Source organism: uncultured Pedobacter sp. (genome assembly GCF_913776295.1).
In the GTDB taxonomy this organism is placed as follows: Bacteria; Bacteroidota; Bacteroidia; order Sphingobacteriales; family Sphingobacteriaceae; genus Pedobacter.
This window is the reverse complement of the sequence record NZ_CAJYOJ010000077.1, coordinates 14,878-31,655: the sequence shown is the minus strand read 5'-3', so window position 1 is coordinate 31,655 and position 16,778 is coordinate 14,878. Positions and strand designations below refer to the sequence as shown.

Below are 16,778 nucleotides of genomic sequence, written 5' to 3'. Positions count from 1 at the left end.
CGTTTATAAAGGGCTACCCATAGGGGGGCAGCCCTTATCTGGAGGTTAATTATGGGTTCTGATCTTCAGGGCCTATCGCTTTATTCACGTCAATCTCGTCTTGCGGAATTTTATATTCCCATAAATTACTTTGAGAAGGCTTAGGTTTTGATAAGGTAAAGGCGATATCGGTGTAGGTTACCGTGCTGCTTACACGGGGATTATCCATCCCGTTCCGGTTCAGTTCACTATCGGTACGTTTCAGATCGTAAAAGCGGAAACCTTCACCCCACAATTCCACCCTTCTTTGGATCATGATTTCTTCAATCAGATCATTGCCTGTTTTTGTTGATAAAACATAAGATGGATTTCTGTTCACCGCTAAGGGATAAAGGGCTGTTGCTGCAGCAGCATCCTGTCCGCTTCTGGCCAGGGCCTCTGCTTCAATCAGGTACATTTCGGCCACACGCATAAAGGGAATGTCGCCTGCCCGGCTGTTCACATCCTGCACCTTAAATTTACGGTGCATATATTTAATTACTTTTACACCCGAAGCCGGTGCGTTGGTAGCGGCATCAATAGCGCCGGGAAAATTGCTTTTTTCTGCTGTGGTTCCGTCCCACCACAGTTTTTTGCGGATATCGGTGCTGGAAATTTTAGCATATAAAACGGAATTGATCATTTTGGGTTCCAGCCTGTTCCATGAGGAGTTGAAATTGGCCGAAACATAAGAATAAAAAGACCCGTAAGTAGGTACCTGATCTACAAGCTGGTTTGCCCCCCACATCCATTCTATATTGCCAATCTGCGTAAATCCGCCCAGGTAATCAGCATTACTCATTAAGCTAAGTCCCGTACGGGCTTCTTTAGCCATCCTGGCTGCGGTAGCCCAATCCTGCATCGTAAGCGCAACACGTGCTTTAAATCCTTTGGCCACATTGATGTTAACATGGGTTTTGGCTGGTCTGGCCACGGCGGCAGAAAGTAAGGAGATGGCCTGATCCAAATCGGCATTAATCTGCTTATAAACATCTTCTACAGTGGAACGTGGCTGATCAACTCCACTATTGTTGATGATTATTGGAACGCCGGGCTGTGTATTCTGTTTACCTGCTTCGTAGCGTTTGCCATAAAGCTGAACCAGGTTAAAGTGGCACCAGGCCCGTACGGCCAGACATTCGCCTTTAACCGCTGCTTTTTCATTTGCAGAACCGTCAATTTTATCAATGTTTTCGATAATCATGTTGGCATTACTGTTAATGCGGTAATAAAGAATATACGGAAAAGCTGCTAAACCCGTTGCAGCACTGCGGTGATCTACCCACCGTAAAGCGGGTTTGAAATAACTGTAAGTATTGCCCGACCATACAAAATCTTCTCCCATGGCGTCCATATTCAGCATCATGGCCCCATGAGCATCCTGCGATTGATTCGAGATCTGCAGGTACATCAGCCTATACATACCATTAACGGCCAGTTTGGCATTGGCTAAAGATTCGAAGGCGGTAGTTTGCGCTACCTGATCGGTAGGGAAGGTTTCTAAAAAGTCTTTTTTGCAAGAGGTAAGCAATGCCGTAATCAGCATGAATACCGATGTGAGTTTAAAAATTTTCATGTCAATGATATTATAGCGTTACGTTTAAACCTAAAGAAATAATCCGTGTAGGGGCATAGGTATAGCCTGTATTTCCGTTGAAAGCCTGTGAAGGATCAAAACCTTTGCGGTATGATTTCATAAAAAGGTTTTCTCCGGTAACGAAGACTCTGGCATTATTGATGGCTATTTTTTTAGTAAATGCTTTAGGTAGGTTATAGCTAAAGTTGGCAGCGCGTAAATACAGGTAAGAAGCATCAACCAACCATTTATCACTATCATACATGGTTGCGCCGATGGCCCGCCTTGGAACGTTGGTAATGTCGCCCGGGTTCTGCCAGCGATTCAGGGCGTCAACATGCAGTGCCCGCCCGTAAGTTCCGTTGTACATGAGCGATTGGTAATCATTATCGAACGAAACACCGCCCACCTGGTAGATAAACCTGAAATCCAGAGAGAAATTTTTATAGGTAAAGGTATTGTTGATACTGCCATAAAAATCAGGAATGGCAGAACCAGCATAATGGTACTGCGCACCGCTTCCGCTGGTGGTTACTACGGTTCCGTCGGCCAAAGTTTTCGTTGAGGTAGCGGCCGGCCCCGCAACATATAGTTCTGATCCCGTATCCGGATCAACACCATAATAATCCCTTAGCCAGTAATCGTAACGGGACTGACCCACCATATATTTTTTGGTTCCGTCGATAAATTCATCGAATGGCAGTTTAGAGATTTTATTATTGATTTTGGTCCAGTTGATGCCGATATTCCATCTGAAATTTTTGGTTTTTACCGGTATACCATCCAGCTGGATTTCAATTCCGCGATTGTACAAACTGCCAAAATTCTGATTTTGAGTCGTTAATCCGGATGATAAAGCCAATGGGACATTAAATAACAGATTATCCGTATAGCGGTTAAAATATTCAACGCTTCCTGAAATCCTATTTTTCAATACACCAAATTCAAGGGCAACATCCATATTGTCGTTAGATTCCCATTGAATTTTTTCATTTCCCAATGCCAGCGATTGTTTTATCCCCGCCTCATTTCCATTTTTATATCCGGTATCATAAAAGGTCTGATAAAGATAATAACTGCCCAGGTCATCAGAACCTACCTGGCCATAAGATCCGCGGATTTTCAGGTTGTCTACCCATCCCACTTTAAAAAACTTTTCCTTATTGATTTGCCAGCCAGCGCCCACAGACCAGAAGTTGCCCCAGCGGTAATCAGGTGCAAATTTAGAAGATCCATCCGTACGATAAGAAGCAGACAAGAAATATCGTCCGTCAAAATCATACTGCATCCGGCCGAAATAAGACTCAATGCGGTAATTATCCTGATAAGAAGTTAGTGAAAGTATATTAGCAAAATTTCTCAACTCCGTTGAGCCGCTTACAATTTGTCCGGCTGCACTGCCGAAATTGTAATCGTAACGACGCTGGTAAGATTCATGTCCGGCCAGCACGTCGATATTATGTCTGCCAATGGTCTTGTTATAATTTAACAACTGGTTAATGTTAATGGTACGGGTTGTGGTGTTGGTCCGGTTGCTCCGTCCGTTTGAGCTAAGCCCGTCTCCAATCTTCGGACTATCAAAAACATTGAATTTATAATTGTTTAAATCCAGGCTGATGTTCGTTGTGAATTTAAAGTTTTTCAGAAAAGAAATCTCTGCATAAGTTCTGCCGCTTAAAAAATTGCGTTCGGTGAAATTATCATTGTATTCCGTTTCTGCTATCACGTTTCTACCTGGCGCTATAGGTCGTGTATAACCTTCGTCATAAACTTTATTGCCGGATGCATCCATGACATAACTTCCGTCAGGATTGTGTTTATGTACCGCATAGATAGGACCAAAGATCAGGTCGGTGTAAAATGGATTTTCCCAGATTCCGCTATCTTCGTTACCTACTTTTGTTTTCTGAACAGATCCTGAAACATTCATCCCGGTTTTGATCCATTTTTTAATCTGAGAGTTCACGTTTACCCGGCCACTATATCGATTAAAGTCAGTTAAAACAGAATAACCTTCATCCTTCAAATAATTGAAAGAAGCAAAAAAATCACTTTTATTGCTGCCACCTCTGTAGTTCAGATTATATTCACTTCTTAAACCGGTGCGGCGTAGCGCATCGCGCCAGTCCAGGTCTTCAGGATAAAGCAGGCTGGCTGAAGGATTAATTCTTCCGTCAGTCAGTACAATCTGGTTGTCTGGTACATTAAACGGGTTCGAAACCAGAGCCCCCGAAATATTATTGGATGCCTGTGTGTTGGCCGCATCTAAAGTTGCTCCGCCGGTTACCAGGCTGTTTCTCATCGATTCCCATAAAAGCGGGTAATACTGAAAGGCATCTACTTTTTCGTAATCGCTCAGCCCGCGTGAATTTAATCCCTGGGTAGTTTTTAAGGTCAGTGTAGCCGGACTGTCTTTTCCTCTTTTTGTGGTGATCAGAATGACACCATTTGCTGCCCGCGAACCATATAAGGCAGAGGCCGAAGCATCTTTCAACACGGAAATGCTTTCCACATCATCGGGATTGAGGTTGTTCAGCGCGCCTTCATAAGGTGCACCATCTACCACGTACAAAGGATCAGAACCACCGTTAATGGTGCCAAATCCTCTGATCCTTACGGCCGGCCCGGCACCAGGTTGCCCGCTTCCTGTAGTGGTTTGCAAGCCAGGTGCAGCACCTACCAATGCGACACCCAAATTTGATATGGGCCTGGATTCAATTTCTTTTGCACTAATGGTGGAAACCGAATTGGTCAGCGCACTCTTACGCACGGTTCCATAGGCTTGAACAACCACTTCTTCCAGCTGCTTGTTTTCTACGGCGAGCTTAACATTGAGTGTATTTGATGAGCCTACGATGACCTCTTTTGTAGTATAACCCAGGTATGAAAATACGAGCGTATTTTCACCTTCGGGAAGGTTAATGGTATACTTTCCATCCATATTGGTGATGACGCCCCCGTTTTTTCCTTTTACTTTTACCGATACCCCAGGTAAGGTCTGGTTATCATCCTGTCCGGTAACGATACCGGTGATGATCCGGTCCACCCTCATGGCAGGAACCGGGGTTTTGATATTGACGATAATGGTTTGTTCTTCAATAGCATAACTTAGTGGCTGGCGATCAAAAATGATAGCCAGAAGTTTGTCCAGTTCCAGGTTCTTAGCCTGAACAGATACCGGTATGGATTGAGATAAGGCCTCGTTGCTATAGATAAAATAGTAGCCTGTTTGTTTCCGAACCTCTTTAAAAATCGTTTTAAGACTGGCATCTTTTACCGATAAGCTTACTTTCTGTGCCATGGTATTGGCACTCAGTTGCATGGAGAGGCAAAAGACGATGATTGCTGTAAATTTCATGATCAAAAAAGCTTTAAACGCATAACTTCTTCTCTTCTGTAGTTTGGTGGTTTTGGGCATAACAGTGCCCGTTTCAGATTGTAGACAATCTTTCATAAGTTTGTTTGGTTTTAGGTTTATAGATCTGTTGATAATTATTATAGCCCAAAACTGCTGCCTGCAGCTTTAGTGAAATCTTCCCGGCGGCCACCGGGAGGATTTTTTTCGCTATGGGTATTTCCGATTTATCTATTTCATGGTGTCTTACTAATTTGTTTTACCTCTATTGTTTTATTATGGATATGGAATTCGATATTTCCGGCAGCCCGTAGAAGTTTAAGTAACTTAGACACGTTATTGCTGCGGCTTAATGCTCCGTTAAATTTAATACCCGGTATTTGTCCGATGTACTTTACATCTACATCGTACCACCTCTCAATCTGGCGCATTACTTCGGGTACAGTGGCATCCTCGAAAATGAACAATCCGTTTTTCCAGTCTACAACATTATCTACATCCACATACCGAACGTCAATTCGATCGCTGTTCCGGTTAAAAATGGCCTGCTGCCCCGGTAAGATTTTTTTTGAATGCGCCTGCCTGTTTAGTTTTACCGAACCCTCTAAAAGCGTAACTGCTGAGTTTTCTTCATTTGGATATACGTTTACGTTGAAATGGGTACCCAAAACTTCTACCTGGGCTTCCCCGCTTTCTACCAGGAAAGGTTTGTTGCGGTTTTTTGAAACTTCAAAATAGGTTTCTCCAGTTACTTTTACCTTCCGCTCATTCCCGGTAAATGCAGAAGGGAAAGTAATAGACGATTCTGCATTGAGCCATACTGTTGTTTTATCGGGCAGCATCAGCTTAAAATGACCACCTCTTGGTGTACTTAGGGTATTGATGTAAATTTTTTCTGATGGAGCAGTTTTTTTTGCCGAATACACTACCGTTCCCTGGTCGCTTTTACTGATATCTACTACACCCTGTTTGGTCAACATTCCGTTGTGTTTATCGTCCAGTATAATTTTGGAACCATCCGCAAGAGTTAAAATTGCTTTATTCTTTCCAGGCTCAAGATCCTGTTTAGGAACGGCTGTCACAGTATGGATAACTTTAGGTTGATAATATAATTGATACCCAAGATAAACCATCATCACCAGGGATGCTGCAATGGTCAGTTTTTTGCCGATATTGATGATTAAACCGAACTTCGGTTTTTCCTGCCCGTTTTCTACTATCTGTTGGTACATATGGTCCCAGTCTACATGGTTGGCCGTAATATCCGGTAGGGTTTCTTTTTCCGATTTTTTCATAAAATCATCAAAAATGTGCCTGTTTTCTGTTTGGCTGAGGTATTCGAACAATTCTTTGAAATCAGCTTCAGAAATGCGCTTGTCTACATATTGTATAAGCAGTTCGTTAATTCTTTGGTCAATATTTTCGGGCATGATGTTTTGGCAAGTTTGGTTAAAAAGATAGACTACCGGCAGGAGCCAAAGGACCGCGAAAAAAAATATTTTTTTTCGCGGTCCTTTTAAACATAGAAAAAGTCTATATCTAAAACCAAAAAAATGTCTTTAAGAACACGGATTTATATTGTTATACTGCTGCTGAGCGGCTTAGGTTACCAGGCATCGGGCATTGCTAAAACATTTTCACTGCAAGACAGTCTACGGAGGTATCAGCCAGGTAAAAGTTATACCTTTCAGGTTGAATCAGCTATTGGTGAGCACGCAATAGCTATCGAGTACATTGCAGGCGATGCCGGCTCAAAACTGATTCTTACTTCGCCGCATGGTGGCGACCTCAAACCGGAATTTATGCATACGCGCACTAAGGATTTTGTGGTATCGGGAAGCGATTTGGATTATGGCGATACCGAAAGTTTCTCGGCAATGGCTGATTCGAAAACACTGGAACTCACACTGGCCCTGGCAGAGGAGATCAGAAAAGTGACCGGATTACGTCCGCATGTGGTGCTTAATCACCTGCACCGGAGTAAGCTGGATGCCAATAGGGCCATGTCATTAGCCGCACAGGGTGATGAAAATGCCATCGCCGCCTGGAAAGCTTTTCATCAATATATTGAGGATGCCAAGGTTCAGGTGGCTAAAAATGGTTCAGGATTAGTTCTTAATATTCATGGAAATGCGCACCGGCCACAGCGAACAGAAGTAGGACTATTATTAAGCGGTAAAGACTTTTTAAGTGGCGACCTCGAAAAACTGGCTGATCAATCGAGTGTAAGGGCATTGGTGAGATCGGGAAAGGCGAGCATGAAAGAACTGGCTACAGGAGATACGGCACTTGGCACGCTGTTAAATGAAGGGGGATTTACGGCAACACCGTCAAAGGCCTATCCCAATCCTATAGATGCAAATGATTTTCCCGATAGACGGTATTTCAACGGTGGTTATAATACGGCGAGGCACGGATCCCGGTTTTCGGGCAATATCTCGGCTATTCAGCTTGAGTTTAACCAGGACGTTAGGATGAATGATAGAAGCAGGAACAATTACGCAAAATCAATAGCAAGAGCGGTTACTGCATTTATGAACAGGTATTTTAAATAGGATTTACCTCATGAAATAAAACAACAGTCCGGAAATACTGATGCTGATATTGTTTTCGGAAAGATAATGGCGCAGGTACTTTAGTACATCTACGATCACATTTTTTACCCTGCTTTTGGATAAACCAACCTGTGCGGCGATTTCTTCATGGCTCATCCCATCTATCCTGCTCAGTTTAAAAATATGTTGCTTTTGCTCCGATAGGTTGGAAAGCCCTTTTTTGATCAGAAGTTCACTATCCCTTAAATCGGTAAGATCGGCAATATCATTCTGTTCCAACTGCATGTTTGCCCATACCTGGGCCAGCGCTTTCTGATTTTTTGCGGCCAGGTTCAGATAAGTATAGGTTTTATTGCGTACAATAGTGTATATATAGTTGCGCGGGTGCTCAATGTTGGGCAATATATCACGCTTTTGCCAGATGGTGCAGAAAGTATCCTGTACAATTTCTTCAGCATCAGCCCTTGAGTGCACAAACCGGACCACAAAACTATATACTTTGTTCTTATACAGCTCAAAAACATGCTTAAAGGCATAGGCATCACCCTCGGCAATTTTTTGCAGTAATATCTTTTCAGCAGATAGGTTGTATAAAGACATGAATGTTTGGAGGTTTGGTTTGTTAGGTCGCTAAATATATGAATTACTGTAGAATAAATCCAGTTTTGTAACCCGATTTAACAAAGGAGTCTTGATTATTGTCAATCTGCTATGCCTTCCAAATGCATCGTAGAGGAGCATGTTACAGGTAATTTTAAACGAGTATAGGAACGGAAAGAAAAATTACCCTATCTTTCATTTTTCCTAAGCATCAATGAAAAAGATATTTTCCAATTTAACCGTTCAGGTTTTAATTGCCATAACGGTGGGTATTATGGTTGGTACTTACTTTCCCGGTTTTGCGCCAACAGCTAAACTAATCAGTCAGGGTTTTATTAACCTGATTAGCATGTTAATTGCCCCGATCATATTTTTTACCATTGTTTTGGGCATCGCACACATGGGCGATATGAAAAAAGTAGGCAGAGTAGGCGGTAAGGCATTATTATATTTCGAAATGGTAAGCACGGTCGCCATTGCGATCGGTTTATTAGTGGCCAATATATTAAAACCCGGTGCCGGAATGGTGGCCAAGACCAGCGATGCGACAAAAATTGCTGGATATGCTGAGCAGGCTAAAGAAATGAACTGGGCAGAATTCTTTCTGCATATTATTCCACATAATGTTATCGCTGCTTTTGCCGAAGGCAACATTTTACAAATTTTATTATTTGCAATCCTTTTTGGTTACGGATTAAATAAACTGGGTGGAGAGGGAACCAGCGTTTTAAATGCCTTCGACAAAATATCGAAAGTGCTTTTCAAAATCATGAAGGTAATTATGCGCCTGGCACCTATTGGTGCCTTCGGTGGGATGGCCTTTAGCATCGGTACCCATGGTCTGGAAAGTATATTTGGCATGGCCAAACTGATGGGTTCAGTATATTTAACCTGTTTCCTTTTTATTTTTATCGTGCTGAATGGGATTTGCAGGTATTATGAGTTCAGTTTATGGGCTTACCTCAAATACATCCGTCAGGAAATCCTGATTGTATTGGGCACTTCCTCTTCCGAATCGGCTTTGCCCAGTATGATGCAGAAAATGGAGAGCATAGGTTGCGATAAATCGGTGGTGGGTTTGGTCATTCCGACCGGCTATTCTTTTAACCTTGACGGTACCGCAATTTACCTCGCCATGGCGGTAATATTTCTCTGCCAGGTTTTCCATGTCGATTTATCCCTGGGGCAGCAGATTACCATTTTAGGTGTACTTATGGTTACTTCAAAAGGTGCTGCCGGTGTAACCGGAAGTGGGTTTATCGTATTGGTATCAACCCTCACCGCTTTAAAAATTATGCCCATTGAACATATTTCCATTTTGATTGGTGTAGACCGCTTTATGAGCGAGGCCAGGGCCATCACTAACGTCATTGGAAACGGCGTGGCCACTATCGTGATAGCCAAAAGTGAAAATCAGTTCGATGAAGAAAAATATCTGAAGGCCATTCAACCTGTAACCATAGAAAAGGGTAAGGAAGGTTAATTTGGAGTTGAGCGTTTGGCGTAAGGCGATCAGGAAGTCGAAAGCAAACGGTTAGTTTGGAGTTGAGTCTAATCCTAACTAAAAACTCCGAACTCCCAACTCCAAGCTAATTCGATTGTTTTTCAAGGCCTTCTAACCTTTAACCTTCCCGCCCTCAACCTTTTTCCGTATCTTTGTAGCAGAAACAGGCAACACAGCTTGTTTAATTAACCCATAGTACATTGGCCCAGCAAGAACAAAATAACCGCAAAGAAAAAAGCGAGTTGCATCCACGCAATAAACACCGTTCACGTTACAATTTCAAACAACTTATTGCCGCTTCAAAAGAACTAAGACGTTTTGTTTTTAAAAATGAACACAATGATGATTCTATCGATTTTGCCGATCAGAATGCCGTTAAAGCATTAAATAGGGCATTGCTGAAATATTTTTACGATATCCAGCAGTGGGATATTCCGCAGGATTTTCTTTGTCCGCCTATTCCGGGCAGGGCAGATTATATCCATTATGTTGCCGATCTGTTGGGATCAAGCAATAAAGGTAAAAATCCAAAAGGCCCCAAAATCAACGTGCTCGACATTGGTGTAGGCGCTAACTGTATTTACCCCATCATTGGTCATCAGGAATACGGATGGAGTTTTGTGGGTTCGGAGATTGATCCACTTTCGGTCGAATCGGCGAAACGCATTATTGAAGCCAACAAACCATTGCAGGGTGCGATAGAAATCCGTCAGCAATCATCTAAAATGGGTATTTTCAGGGGAATTGTAGGTAGAACAGAACGTTTTGATGCGGTGGTTTGTAATCCACCTTTCCATTCTTCCCTAAAAGAAGCTGAGCAGGGCACCCGCCAAAAATGGCGCAACCTGGGGGGAAATGAAAAAGAAGTAAAACATGTATTAAACTTTGGTGGAAACAAGGCCGAGCTTTGGTGCCCGGGAGGCGAACGTGCTTTTGTGGAGCAGATGATTATCCAGAGTGCGCAGATTAAAAACCAGGTGTTATGGTTTAGTTCACTCGTTTCCAAAAGCGCAAACCTAAAAAGCATTTATAACGCTTTGGTTAAAGCAAATGCTTTTGAAGTACGTACGGTTATCATGAGCCAGGGCCAGAAAATAAGCCGCTTCGTAGCCTGGACTTTTCAGGATGAAAGAGCCCAGAACGAATGGGTGAAAGGATGGAAGGCTTAAATTGGGAATTCCGGTTTAGCGTTTTCAGTTTTGGATACATCATTCAATCAAATCATATAATAATGCCGAGTGGATAAGATTCATTCGGCATTTTGTTTGCACTTGCGCCCATAAATTGCCAACTACCCACTGAAAACAGCTGACTGAAAACTGCTAATTGTAAACTGAAAACTGTCAATCATTTTTCATAAACAATCAAAATCACCAGATCGTTGTCTGCATCCGGTGCAATGCCATGAGAGCTGCCCGGACGGGTTAGAATGGCATCGCCGGGTTTCACCGCAAAAGTTTTTCCGTTCATTTGCATGGTTCCTTTTCCGCTGATTACGTAATAAATTTCATCCTCTTTTTGCAGGTGATAGCCGATTGATGAGCCCGGTTTCAAAATCCTTTTCCTAAAAGCTGTTTTCAGGTTTTTGGCATTAGAGAAAAAGTTAAAGCCAATGGTTTTACCTCCGCCATTGTGGGTTCCTGGTTCTTGCTTCGCTATTTCAGCATCATTTTGTAAAATGTATTTACTGGTATCAGCAGTCTGAGCTTTAGCTGCGATTGAGATAAAAAAGATTAAAAATAGTAAGGATAATGCTTTGCTGTTCATTCGGCTCGTTGTTATAATAGTTATTGGGTTTAAGCTTTAGTCTTTCTGCTTTGGTCTTCAGTCTCTTTGCTTTGGTCTTTAAGCTTTATTCTTTGGTCTCTACAGGTAAATTTAAGTGTTTCGCCCTGATGATGCCAAAAGCGTCTGAACTTTGTTACCAAACCGATCGCAGTGGTTCTGGCTTTTGCTTGAGGTAACAGATAGCGAACTGTCCATATCCTTACCCTAAGCGTCAATGTTTTTAATTTGGAAACGGACGTTCAGTAATTCTTGGCGGTCTTTAGTCCTGCCATTCGCTTTACTTCGTTGCACTCCGTGTTCGCTGCTGTCAGGTTTATTACCGAGGGGCTCGCTGCAGGCATGTTGCCAAAAGCATCTAAACTTTGTTACTGAACCAATCGGAGACTGTTTATTTTTTTTCTTAAGTGTTAATGCTTTTGATTAGGAAACGTACGTGCTGTGTCTCTTGGCGGTCTTTAGCCCTGCCATTCGCTTTACTTCGTTGCACTCCGTGTTCGCTGCTGTCAGGTTTATTACCGAGGGGCTTGCTTTCGGCATATTGCCAAAGGTATCTTATTTTGTTACTGAACAATCGGAGAATGTTTGTTTTTTTTAAGCGTTGATATTTTTAATTAGGAAATGGACGTGCAGTGGTCTTGGCGGTCTTTAGTCCTGCCATTCGCTTTACTTCGTTGCACTTCGTGTTCGCTGCTGTCAGGTTTATTACCGAGGGGCTTGCTCCAGGCATGTTGCCAAAGGCATCTAACTTTGTTACTGAACCAATCGGAGACTGTTATTTTTTTTCTTAAGTGTTAATGCTTTTGATTAGGAAACGGACGTGCTGTGTCTCTCGGCGGTCTTTAGTCCTGCCATTCGCTTTACGTCGTTGCACTTAATTAAAGGGCTTGCTCCGATTTTATTGCCTAAAGTCTTTTATCCTGCAATTTAATCTTTTCAAAAAGCGAGATGTAACTCCTGCTAGAATTTTTTTGTAACAGTAATATAATAATTGATTTCGCTTTGCGCTTAGCTATAGTCTTTCCCCTTTTAGCTTTAGTCTTTCTGCTTTTAGCTTTAGTCTTTCCGCTTTTGGCTCAAAACCATTTCCTTACATTTTACTGAAAAAACGGACTAAATAATATGGTTTTAGATTTGAATTCCAGTTCAATAATATTAGCTTTGCACAAAAAAATATTGATACATGAGCGTTTTAGTAAATAAAGATTCTAAGGTTATCGTTCAGGGTTTTACCGGAAACGAAGGAACTTACCACGCTGAGCAGATGCTGGCCTATGGTACAAACGTAGTTGGTGGTGTAACACCTGGCAAAGGTGGGCAATTACATTTAGAAAAGCCTGTTTTTAATACTGTTAAAGATGCCGTTGATCAAACGGGTGCAAATGTATCGATCATTTTTGTGCCGCCGGCTTTTGCTGCTGATGCCATTATGGAAGCTGCCGAAGGCGGTATTAAAGTTATTGTTTGTATTACCGAAGGTATCCCGACAAAGGATATGATTCAGGTTAAAGAGTATATTGCTGACCGTGATGTTACGCTGATTGGTCCTAACTGCCCTGGTGTAATTACTGCTGATGAGGCCAAAATTGGTATTATGCCAGGTTTTATCTTCAAAAAAGGTCATGTAGGTGTCGTTTCTAAATCAGGAACTTTAACTTACGAGGCGGTAGATCAGGTGGTTAAAGCTGGTTTGGGTATTACTACTGCTATTGGTATTGGTGGCGACCCGATTATCGGAACACCGACTGTTGAAGCAGTAAAATTATTAATGAACGATCCGGAAACGCACGGTATCATCATGATTGGTGAAATTGGTGGTGGTATGGAAGCTGAAGCTGCACGTTGGATCAAAGAACACGGTACGAAACCTGTTGTTGGCTTTATCGCTGGTCAAACTGCGCCTCCGGGACGTAGAATGGGCCACGCGGGTGCAATTGTTGGCGGTGCTGATGATACTGCAGCTGCAAAAATGAAGATCATGCGCGAGTGCGGTATCCGGGTAGTAGAAAGTCCTGCAGAAATTGGAGTTGCAATTGCGGAAGAATTAGCGAAGTAAGATTTTAAATTTACATAAAAAGGAAAGCGTTTCGATTAGGTTCGAAGCGCTTTTTTATTTGGTTAGATTGCCCGAAAACAAAGTAGCCACAGGGTTAAAAAATTAGTCGTCACGGAAACACAGAGCACCACGGAAATAGAAATGAAAGAATGTTAGAATTATCATTAAATTAGTTCAAAATTATCATTATGAATTATGAAATAAGACAAGATAATTTTCCCTATAAAAATGAAACTGATTTAATTATTAATGCTGCTATCGCTGTTCATAAAGAACTTGGAAATGGTTTTTTAGAAATCGTCTACAAAGATGCGCTTTGTATTGAATTAGATGGTAGAGGCTATTTTTACGAGCGAGAAAAGTTTTATCCGGTTTATTATAAAGAGGTTTTATTGCCTCATAGCTTTTATGCTGATTTTATAGTTTTTGATTCGATTGTGTTAGAGATTAAATCTAAAAGCGGAATTGCCAACGAGGATCTGGCTCAAACTATCAATTATTTAAAATGCTCAGGCTGTACAGTGGGCTTAGTTTTAAATTTTGGCAAACCAACTTTAGACATTCGACGTGTTGTTCTTTAAAAATCAGCTTCCGTGCATTCCGTGTTTCCGTGGCAAAAAACTTTTGGCGTATAAGAAAATTTAAAAAACTTTCCTATCCTCCGTGACAACCAGCAATTTCTGGAATGATTGCACCTTTAGCATCCAGACTTGCCAGTTCCCAACTGAAAACGCTCAACTGCCACCTGTATTATCATTACTTTGTAAACACTCATGCAAACCTTTAAACCAGCAAACCAAAATAATATCTATACCGTATATTGAAGTATGAAAACGATGTTAAATAAACTATTTTTGCTTTCAGCTGTTGTTTTAATTACCGGGCTTTCTGCCTGTGCGCAAAAGCAGGATAAGAAAGAAACAAAACAGGCAACAGACGCAACACAAATTATACCCAAGAAAAAGATGAACTGGAATCCATTAACGCCCGAAGAAGAAAGGGTAATTGTACATAAAGGTACCGAGTATCCGGGCACAGGTAAATACGAACATACTACAGAAAAAGGAACTTATACGTGTAAACGTTGTAACGCTCCTTTATACCGCTCAGAAAGTAAGTTTGATGCACATTGTGGCTGGCCTGCTTTTGATGATGAAATTAAAGGCGCTGTTAAGCGTATTCCTGATGCTGATGGCTCGCGTACAGAAATTGTTTGCGCCAATTGTGGCGCGCATCTTGGTCACGTATTTTTGGGCGAAGGATTTACCAATAAAGACACCCGTCATTGTGTAAATTCGATCTCCATGAATTTCGTGCCGGATCAAAAATAAGGTAGATGTAGAAGGGTTAGGTAGGGGCGTAAGGCGATAAGCTTTACGCCTTTTTTTATACACAAAAATGAGCTGTTTTTCCACAAATTATTGATTATAAACTAAATGCTTATATTTGCTGGCTCGATAAATAAAATTTAGCCTATGAAGTATCTGTTGTTATTAAGTTTTTGCCTCCTGTTTTTACAAGTTAAAGCACAGCATTCTGATTCGTCAAATGAACCGGATAGTATCAAAAAAACAGTTCTCGCCACTTATTATCACAGAAAATTCGAAGGTCACCGAACCACCAGCGGCGCCAAATACCGGGCGAAAAAATTTACTGCTGCCCACCGCACCCTGCCCATGGGTACTATGGTTAAAGTAACCAATCCCGACAATGGAAAATCGGTCGTAGTTAAAGTGAACGATCGTGGTCCATATTCTAAAAAACTCGCTATAGATCTGTCTGAGCGGGCGGCCAAACAGATCGGTATCTACCACAAGGGCATTGCTAAAGTAAAGCTTAGTTATACGGTTGAATAATACCCTTTTTAGCCTCAAAATACTCCTAAAATTTAAGTTATTAACACTCATTTTGGTTTGTTAAAGCCTTGAAAACAAACGATTAGCTTTTTTTTCGATCGAAAATGATATTAGGCTGATCGTTTTTCCTCAGTAATCAGGTGGAGTGTTAACAACTTTGGTTCACAAAAAATAGCCACCGTGTATATATTTGTTATAACAAAGTTCTTTAACTTCTTGCGCTTGGAAACAAATATAAAAGCTTAGTTTTTAGTTAATTATAAGTAGATCTCTCAGATTATCATTCTAAATTTTCGCAACTAAAAATTCAGTTGTTTGCCAGGCAATAGGGTTAGCACTTTCACAGCAGCGTTTTGAGCAAGACATTACAATCATCATATATAAATTGGTGGATGCATGTCTTTGTCGGCTCTGTAAAAAAATAAAGATTTTAAAAACCTCAGCATATGGAACAGGAATTATTACTACAAGAAAACAAAGACAGGTTTGTGCTTTTGCCGATTAAGTATCCGAAAGTTTGGGAGATGTATAAAAGAACGGAGGCCAGTTTCTGGACTGCCGAAGAAATCGACCTTTCTGATGACCTTAAGCATTGGGAAAACCTTAACGACGGGGAAAGACATTTCATATCTCATATTTTAGCGTTTTTTGCGGCCAGTGATGGTATCGTAAACGAAAACCTTGCAGTAAACTTCATGAGTGAAGTTCAGATTCCGGAAGCGCGCTGCTTTTACGGTTTCCAGATCATGATGGAAAATATCCATTCAGAAACTTATGCCTTATTAATCGATACCTATATTAAAGATCCGGAAGAAAAAGATCGCTTGTTCCATGCTATTGATACCGTTCCGGCCGTAAAGAGAAAGGCTGAATGGGCCTTGCGCTGGATTGATAACGGAACTTTTGCTGAGCGTTTAGTAGCTTTTGCTGCAGTTGAAGGTATTTTCTTCAGCGGTAGTTTCTGTTCAATTTTCTGGTTAAAGAAACGCGGTTTAATGCCAGGCTTAACTTTCAGTAACGAGTTGATATCAAGAGATGAAGGTTCTCACTGCGAATTTGCCTGCCTGTTGTACAGTATGTTGAGCAATAAACTGAGCGAAGAACAGGTGCATGGCATTATCAGCGATGCCGTTGAAATTGAAAAAGAATTTATCACCGATGCATTACCAGTTGCCTTGATTGGTATGAACGCAAAATTAATGAGCCAATATATCGAGTTTGTGGCCGATAGGTGGTTACAGGAGTTAGGTTACAAAAAAATATACAATGCCACTAATCCTTTCGACTTTATGGAAATGATCTCCTTACAGGGTAAAACCAATTTCTTCGAAAAACGTGTTGGCGATTATCAGAAAAGTGGTGTATTAACCGCTGCCGATAACAAAGCACAGGCGTTTTCTCTAGATGAAGACTTCTAAGGAGGAAGGTTAAAAGGTTGAGGGTGGAAGGTTGTTGTAATCTCGATACCTGATA

General features: G+C 41.5%; 13 protein-coding genes. 8 read left to right on the top strand and 5 right to left on the bottom strand.

Features of this window, described 5'->3' with window-relative positions; genetic code table 11:
* Positions 1–49: 49 nt before the first annotated feature.
* The 3 genes from QZ738_RS17365 to QZ738_RS17355 all read right to left on the bottom strand — a co-directional run bounded on the left by QZ738_RS17365 (position 50) and on the right by QZ738_RS17355 (position 6,379).
* Positions 50–1,594, bottom strand: coding sequence for a RagB/SusD family nutrient uptake outer membrane protein (locus QZ738_RS17365; RefSeq protein WP_293788996.1), 1,545 nt, complete (start codon positions 1,592–1,594; stop codon positions 50–52).
* Positions 1,595–1,604: 10 nt separating this feature from the next.
* The gene (locus QZ738_RS17360; protein WP_293788995.1) at positions 1,605–5,048 is read right to left on the bottom strand and encodes a TonB-dependent receptor; all 3,444 of its coding nucleotides are present in this window, start codon (positions 5,046–5,048) and stop codon (positions 1,605–1,607) included.
* A 137-nt stretch (positions 5,049–5,185) separates the two neighbouring features.
* Positions 5,186–6,379 (bottom strand): FecR family protein, encoded by a 1,194-nt coding sequence (locus QZ738_RS17355; RefSeq protein ID WP_293788994.1) that lies wholly within the window; start codon positions 6,377–6,379, stop codon positions 5,186–5,188.
* Between the two features lie 123 nt (positions 6,380–6,502).
* Here QZ738_RS17355 and QZ738_RS17350 point away from each other — a divergent pair, with 123 nt between their 5' ends.
* The gene (locus QZ738_RS17350) at positions 6,503–7,504 is read left to right on the top strand and encodes a hypothetical protein (protein ID WP_293788993.1); all 1,002 of its coding nucleotides are present in this window, start codon (positions 6,503–6,505) and stop codon (positions 7,502–7,504) included.
* Positions 7,505–7,507: 3 nt separating this feature from the next.
* On the opposite strand, the gene QZ738_RS17345 is transcribed toward QZ738_RS17350, so the two are convergent.
* On the bottom strand, positions 7,508–8,104 hold the full coding sequence (locus QZ738_RS17345) for an RNA polymerase sigma factor (RefSeq protein WP_293788992.1): 597 nt from the start codon (positions 8,102–8,104) through the stop codon (positions 7,508–7,510).
* 214 nt (positions 8,105–8,318) lie between these two features.
* Here QZ738_RS17345 and dctA point away from each other — a divergent pair, with 214 nt between their 5' ends.
* Together dctA and rlmF are read left to right on the top strand one after the other, a co-directional pair.
* Positions 8,319–9,587, top strand: a complete 1,269-nt coding sequence (gene dctA / locus QZ738_RS17340; RefSeq protein ID WP_293788991.1) for a C4-dicarboxylate transporter DctA — start codon at positions 8,319–8,321, stop codon at positions 9,585–9,587.
* 221 nt (positions 9,588–9,808) lie between these two features.
* On the top strand, positions 9,809–10,777 hold the full coding sequence (rlmF, locus tag QZ738_RS17335; RefSeq protein ID WP_293788990.1) for a 23S rRNA (adenine(1618)-N(6))-methyltransferase RlmF: 969 nt from the start codon (positions 9,809–9,811) through the stop codon (positions 10,775–10,777).
* 178 nt (positions 10,778–10,955) lie between these two features.
* On the opposite strand, the gene QZ738_RS17330 is transcribed toward rlmF, so the two are convergent.
* Positions 10,956–11,375: a cupin domain-containing protein gene (locus QZ738_RS17330; protein ID WP_293788989.1), complete on the bottom strand. Its 420-nt coding sequence runs from the start codon at positions 11,373–11,375 to the stop codon at positions 10,956–10,958.
* A gap of 1,201 nt (positions 11,376–12,576) precedes the next feature.
* Here QZ738_RS17330 and sucD point away from each other — a divergent pair.
* From sucD to QZ738_RS17305, 5 genes are all read left to right on the top strand, one after another.
* Positions 12,577–13,449: a succinate--CoA ligase subunit alpha gene (sucD, locus tag QZ738_RS17325; protein WP_293788988.1), complete on the top strand. Its 873-nt coding sequence runs from the start codon at positions 12,577–12,579 to the stop codon at positions 13,447–13,449.
* A 188-nt stretch (positions 13,450–13,637) separates the two neighbouring features.
* Positions 13,638–14,030: a GxxExxY protein gene (locus QZ738_RS17320; protein WP_293788987.1), complete on the top strand. Its 393-nt coding sequence runs from the start codon at positions 13,638–13,640 to the stop codon at positions 14,028–14,030.
* 246 nt (positions 14,031–14,276) lie between these two features.
* Entirely contained in the window at positions 14,277–14,780 is a 504-nt protein-coding gene (locus tag QZ738_RS17315; protein ID WP_293788986.1) for a methionine-R-sulfoxide reductase, read from the top strand.
* Between the two features lie 144 nt (positions 14,781–14,924).
* On the top strand, positions 14,925–15,305 hold the full coding sequence (locus QZ738_RS17310) for a septal ring lytic transglycosylase RlpA family protein (RefSeq protein ID WP_293788985.1): 381 nt from the start codon (positions 14,925–14,927) through the stop codon (positions 15,303–15,305).
* Between the two features lie 446 nt (positions 15,306–15,751).
* A complete protein-coding gene (locus tag QZ738_RS17305) occupies positions 15,752–16,723 on the top strand; it encodes a ribonucleoside-diphosphate reductase small subunit (RefSeq protein ID WP_090771670.1) in 972 nt (323 codons plus the stop codon).
* Positions 16,724–16,778 lie beyond the last annotated feature (55 nt).

Coding starts and splice junctions, on each gene's coding strand:
- QZ738_RS17355 (WP_293788994.1), bottom strand. CDS start 6,379: ATGCCCGAAAATATTGACCAAAGAATTAACGAACTGCTTATACAATAT.
- QZ738_RS17345 (WP_293788992.1), bottom strand. CDS start 8,104: ATGTCTTTATACAACCTATCTGCTGAAAAGATATTACTGCAAAAAATT.
- dctA (WP_293788991.1), top strand. CDS start 8,319: ATGAAAAAGATATTTTCCAATTTAACCGTTCAGGTTTTAATTGCCATA.
- QZ738_RS17330 (WP_293788989.1), bottom strand. CDS start 11,375: ATGAACAGCAAAGCATTATCCTTACTATTTTTAATCTTTTTTATCTCA.
- QZ738_RS17350 (WP_293788993.1), top strand. CDS start 6,503: ATGTCTTTAAGAACACGGATTTATATTGTTATACTGCTGCTGAGCGGC.
- QZ738_RS17365 (WP_293788996.1), bottom strand. CDS start 1,594: ATGAAAATTTTTAAACTCACATCGGTATTCATGCTGATTACGGCATTG.
- QZ738_RS17360 (WP_293788995.1), bottom strand. CDS start 5,048: ATGAAAGATTGTCTACAATCTGAAACGGGCACTGTTATGCCCAAAACC.
- QZ738_RS17315 (WP_293788986.1), top strand. CDS start 14,277: ATGAAAACGATGTTAAATAAACTATTTTTGCTTTCAGCTGTTGTTTTA.
- QZ738_RS17310 (WP_293788985.1), top strand. CDS start 14,925: ATGAAGTATCTGTTGTTATTAAGTTTTTGCCTCCTGTTTTTACAAGTT.
- QZ738_RS17305 (WP_090771670.1), top strand. CDS start 15,752: ATGGAACAGGAATTATTACTACAAGAAAACAAAGACAGGTTTGTGCTT.
- QZ738_RS17320 (WP_293788987.1), top strand. CDS start 13,638: ATGAATTATGAAATAAGACAAGATAATTTTCCCTATAAAAATGAAACT.
- sucD (WP_293788988.1), top strand. CDS start 12,577: ATGAGCGTTTTAGTAAATAAAGATTCTAAGGTTATCGTTCAGGGTTTT.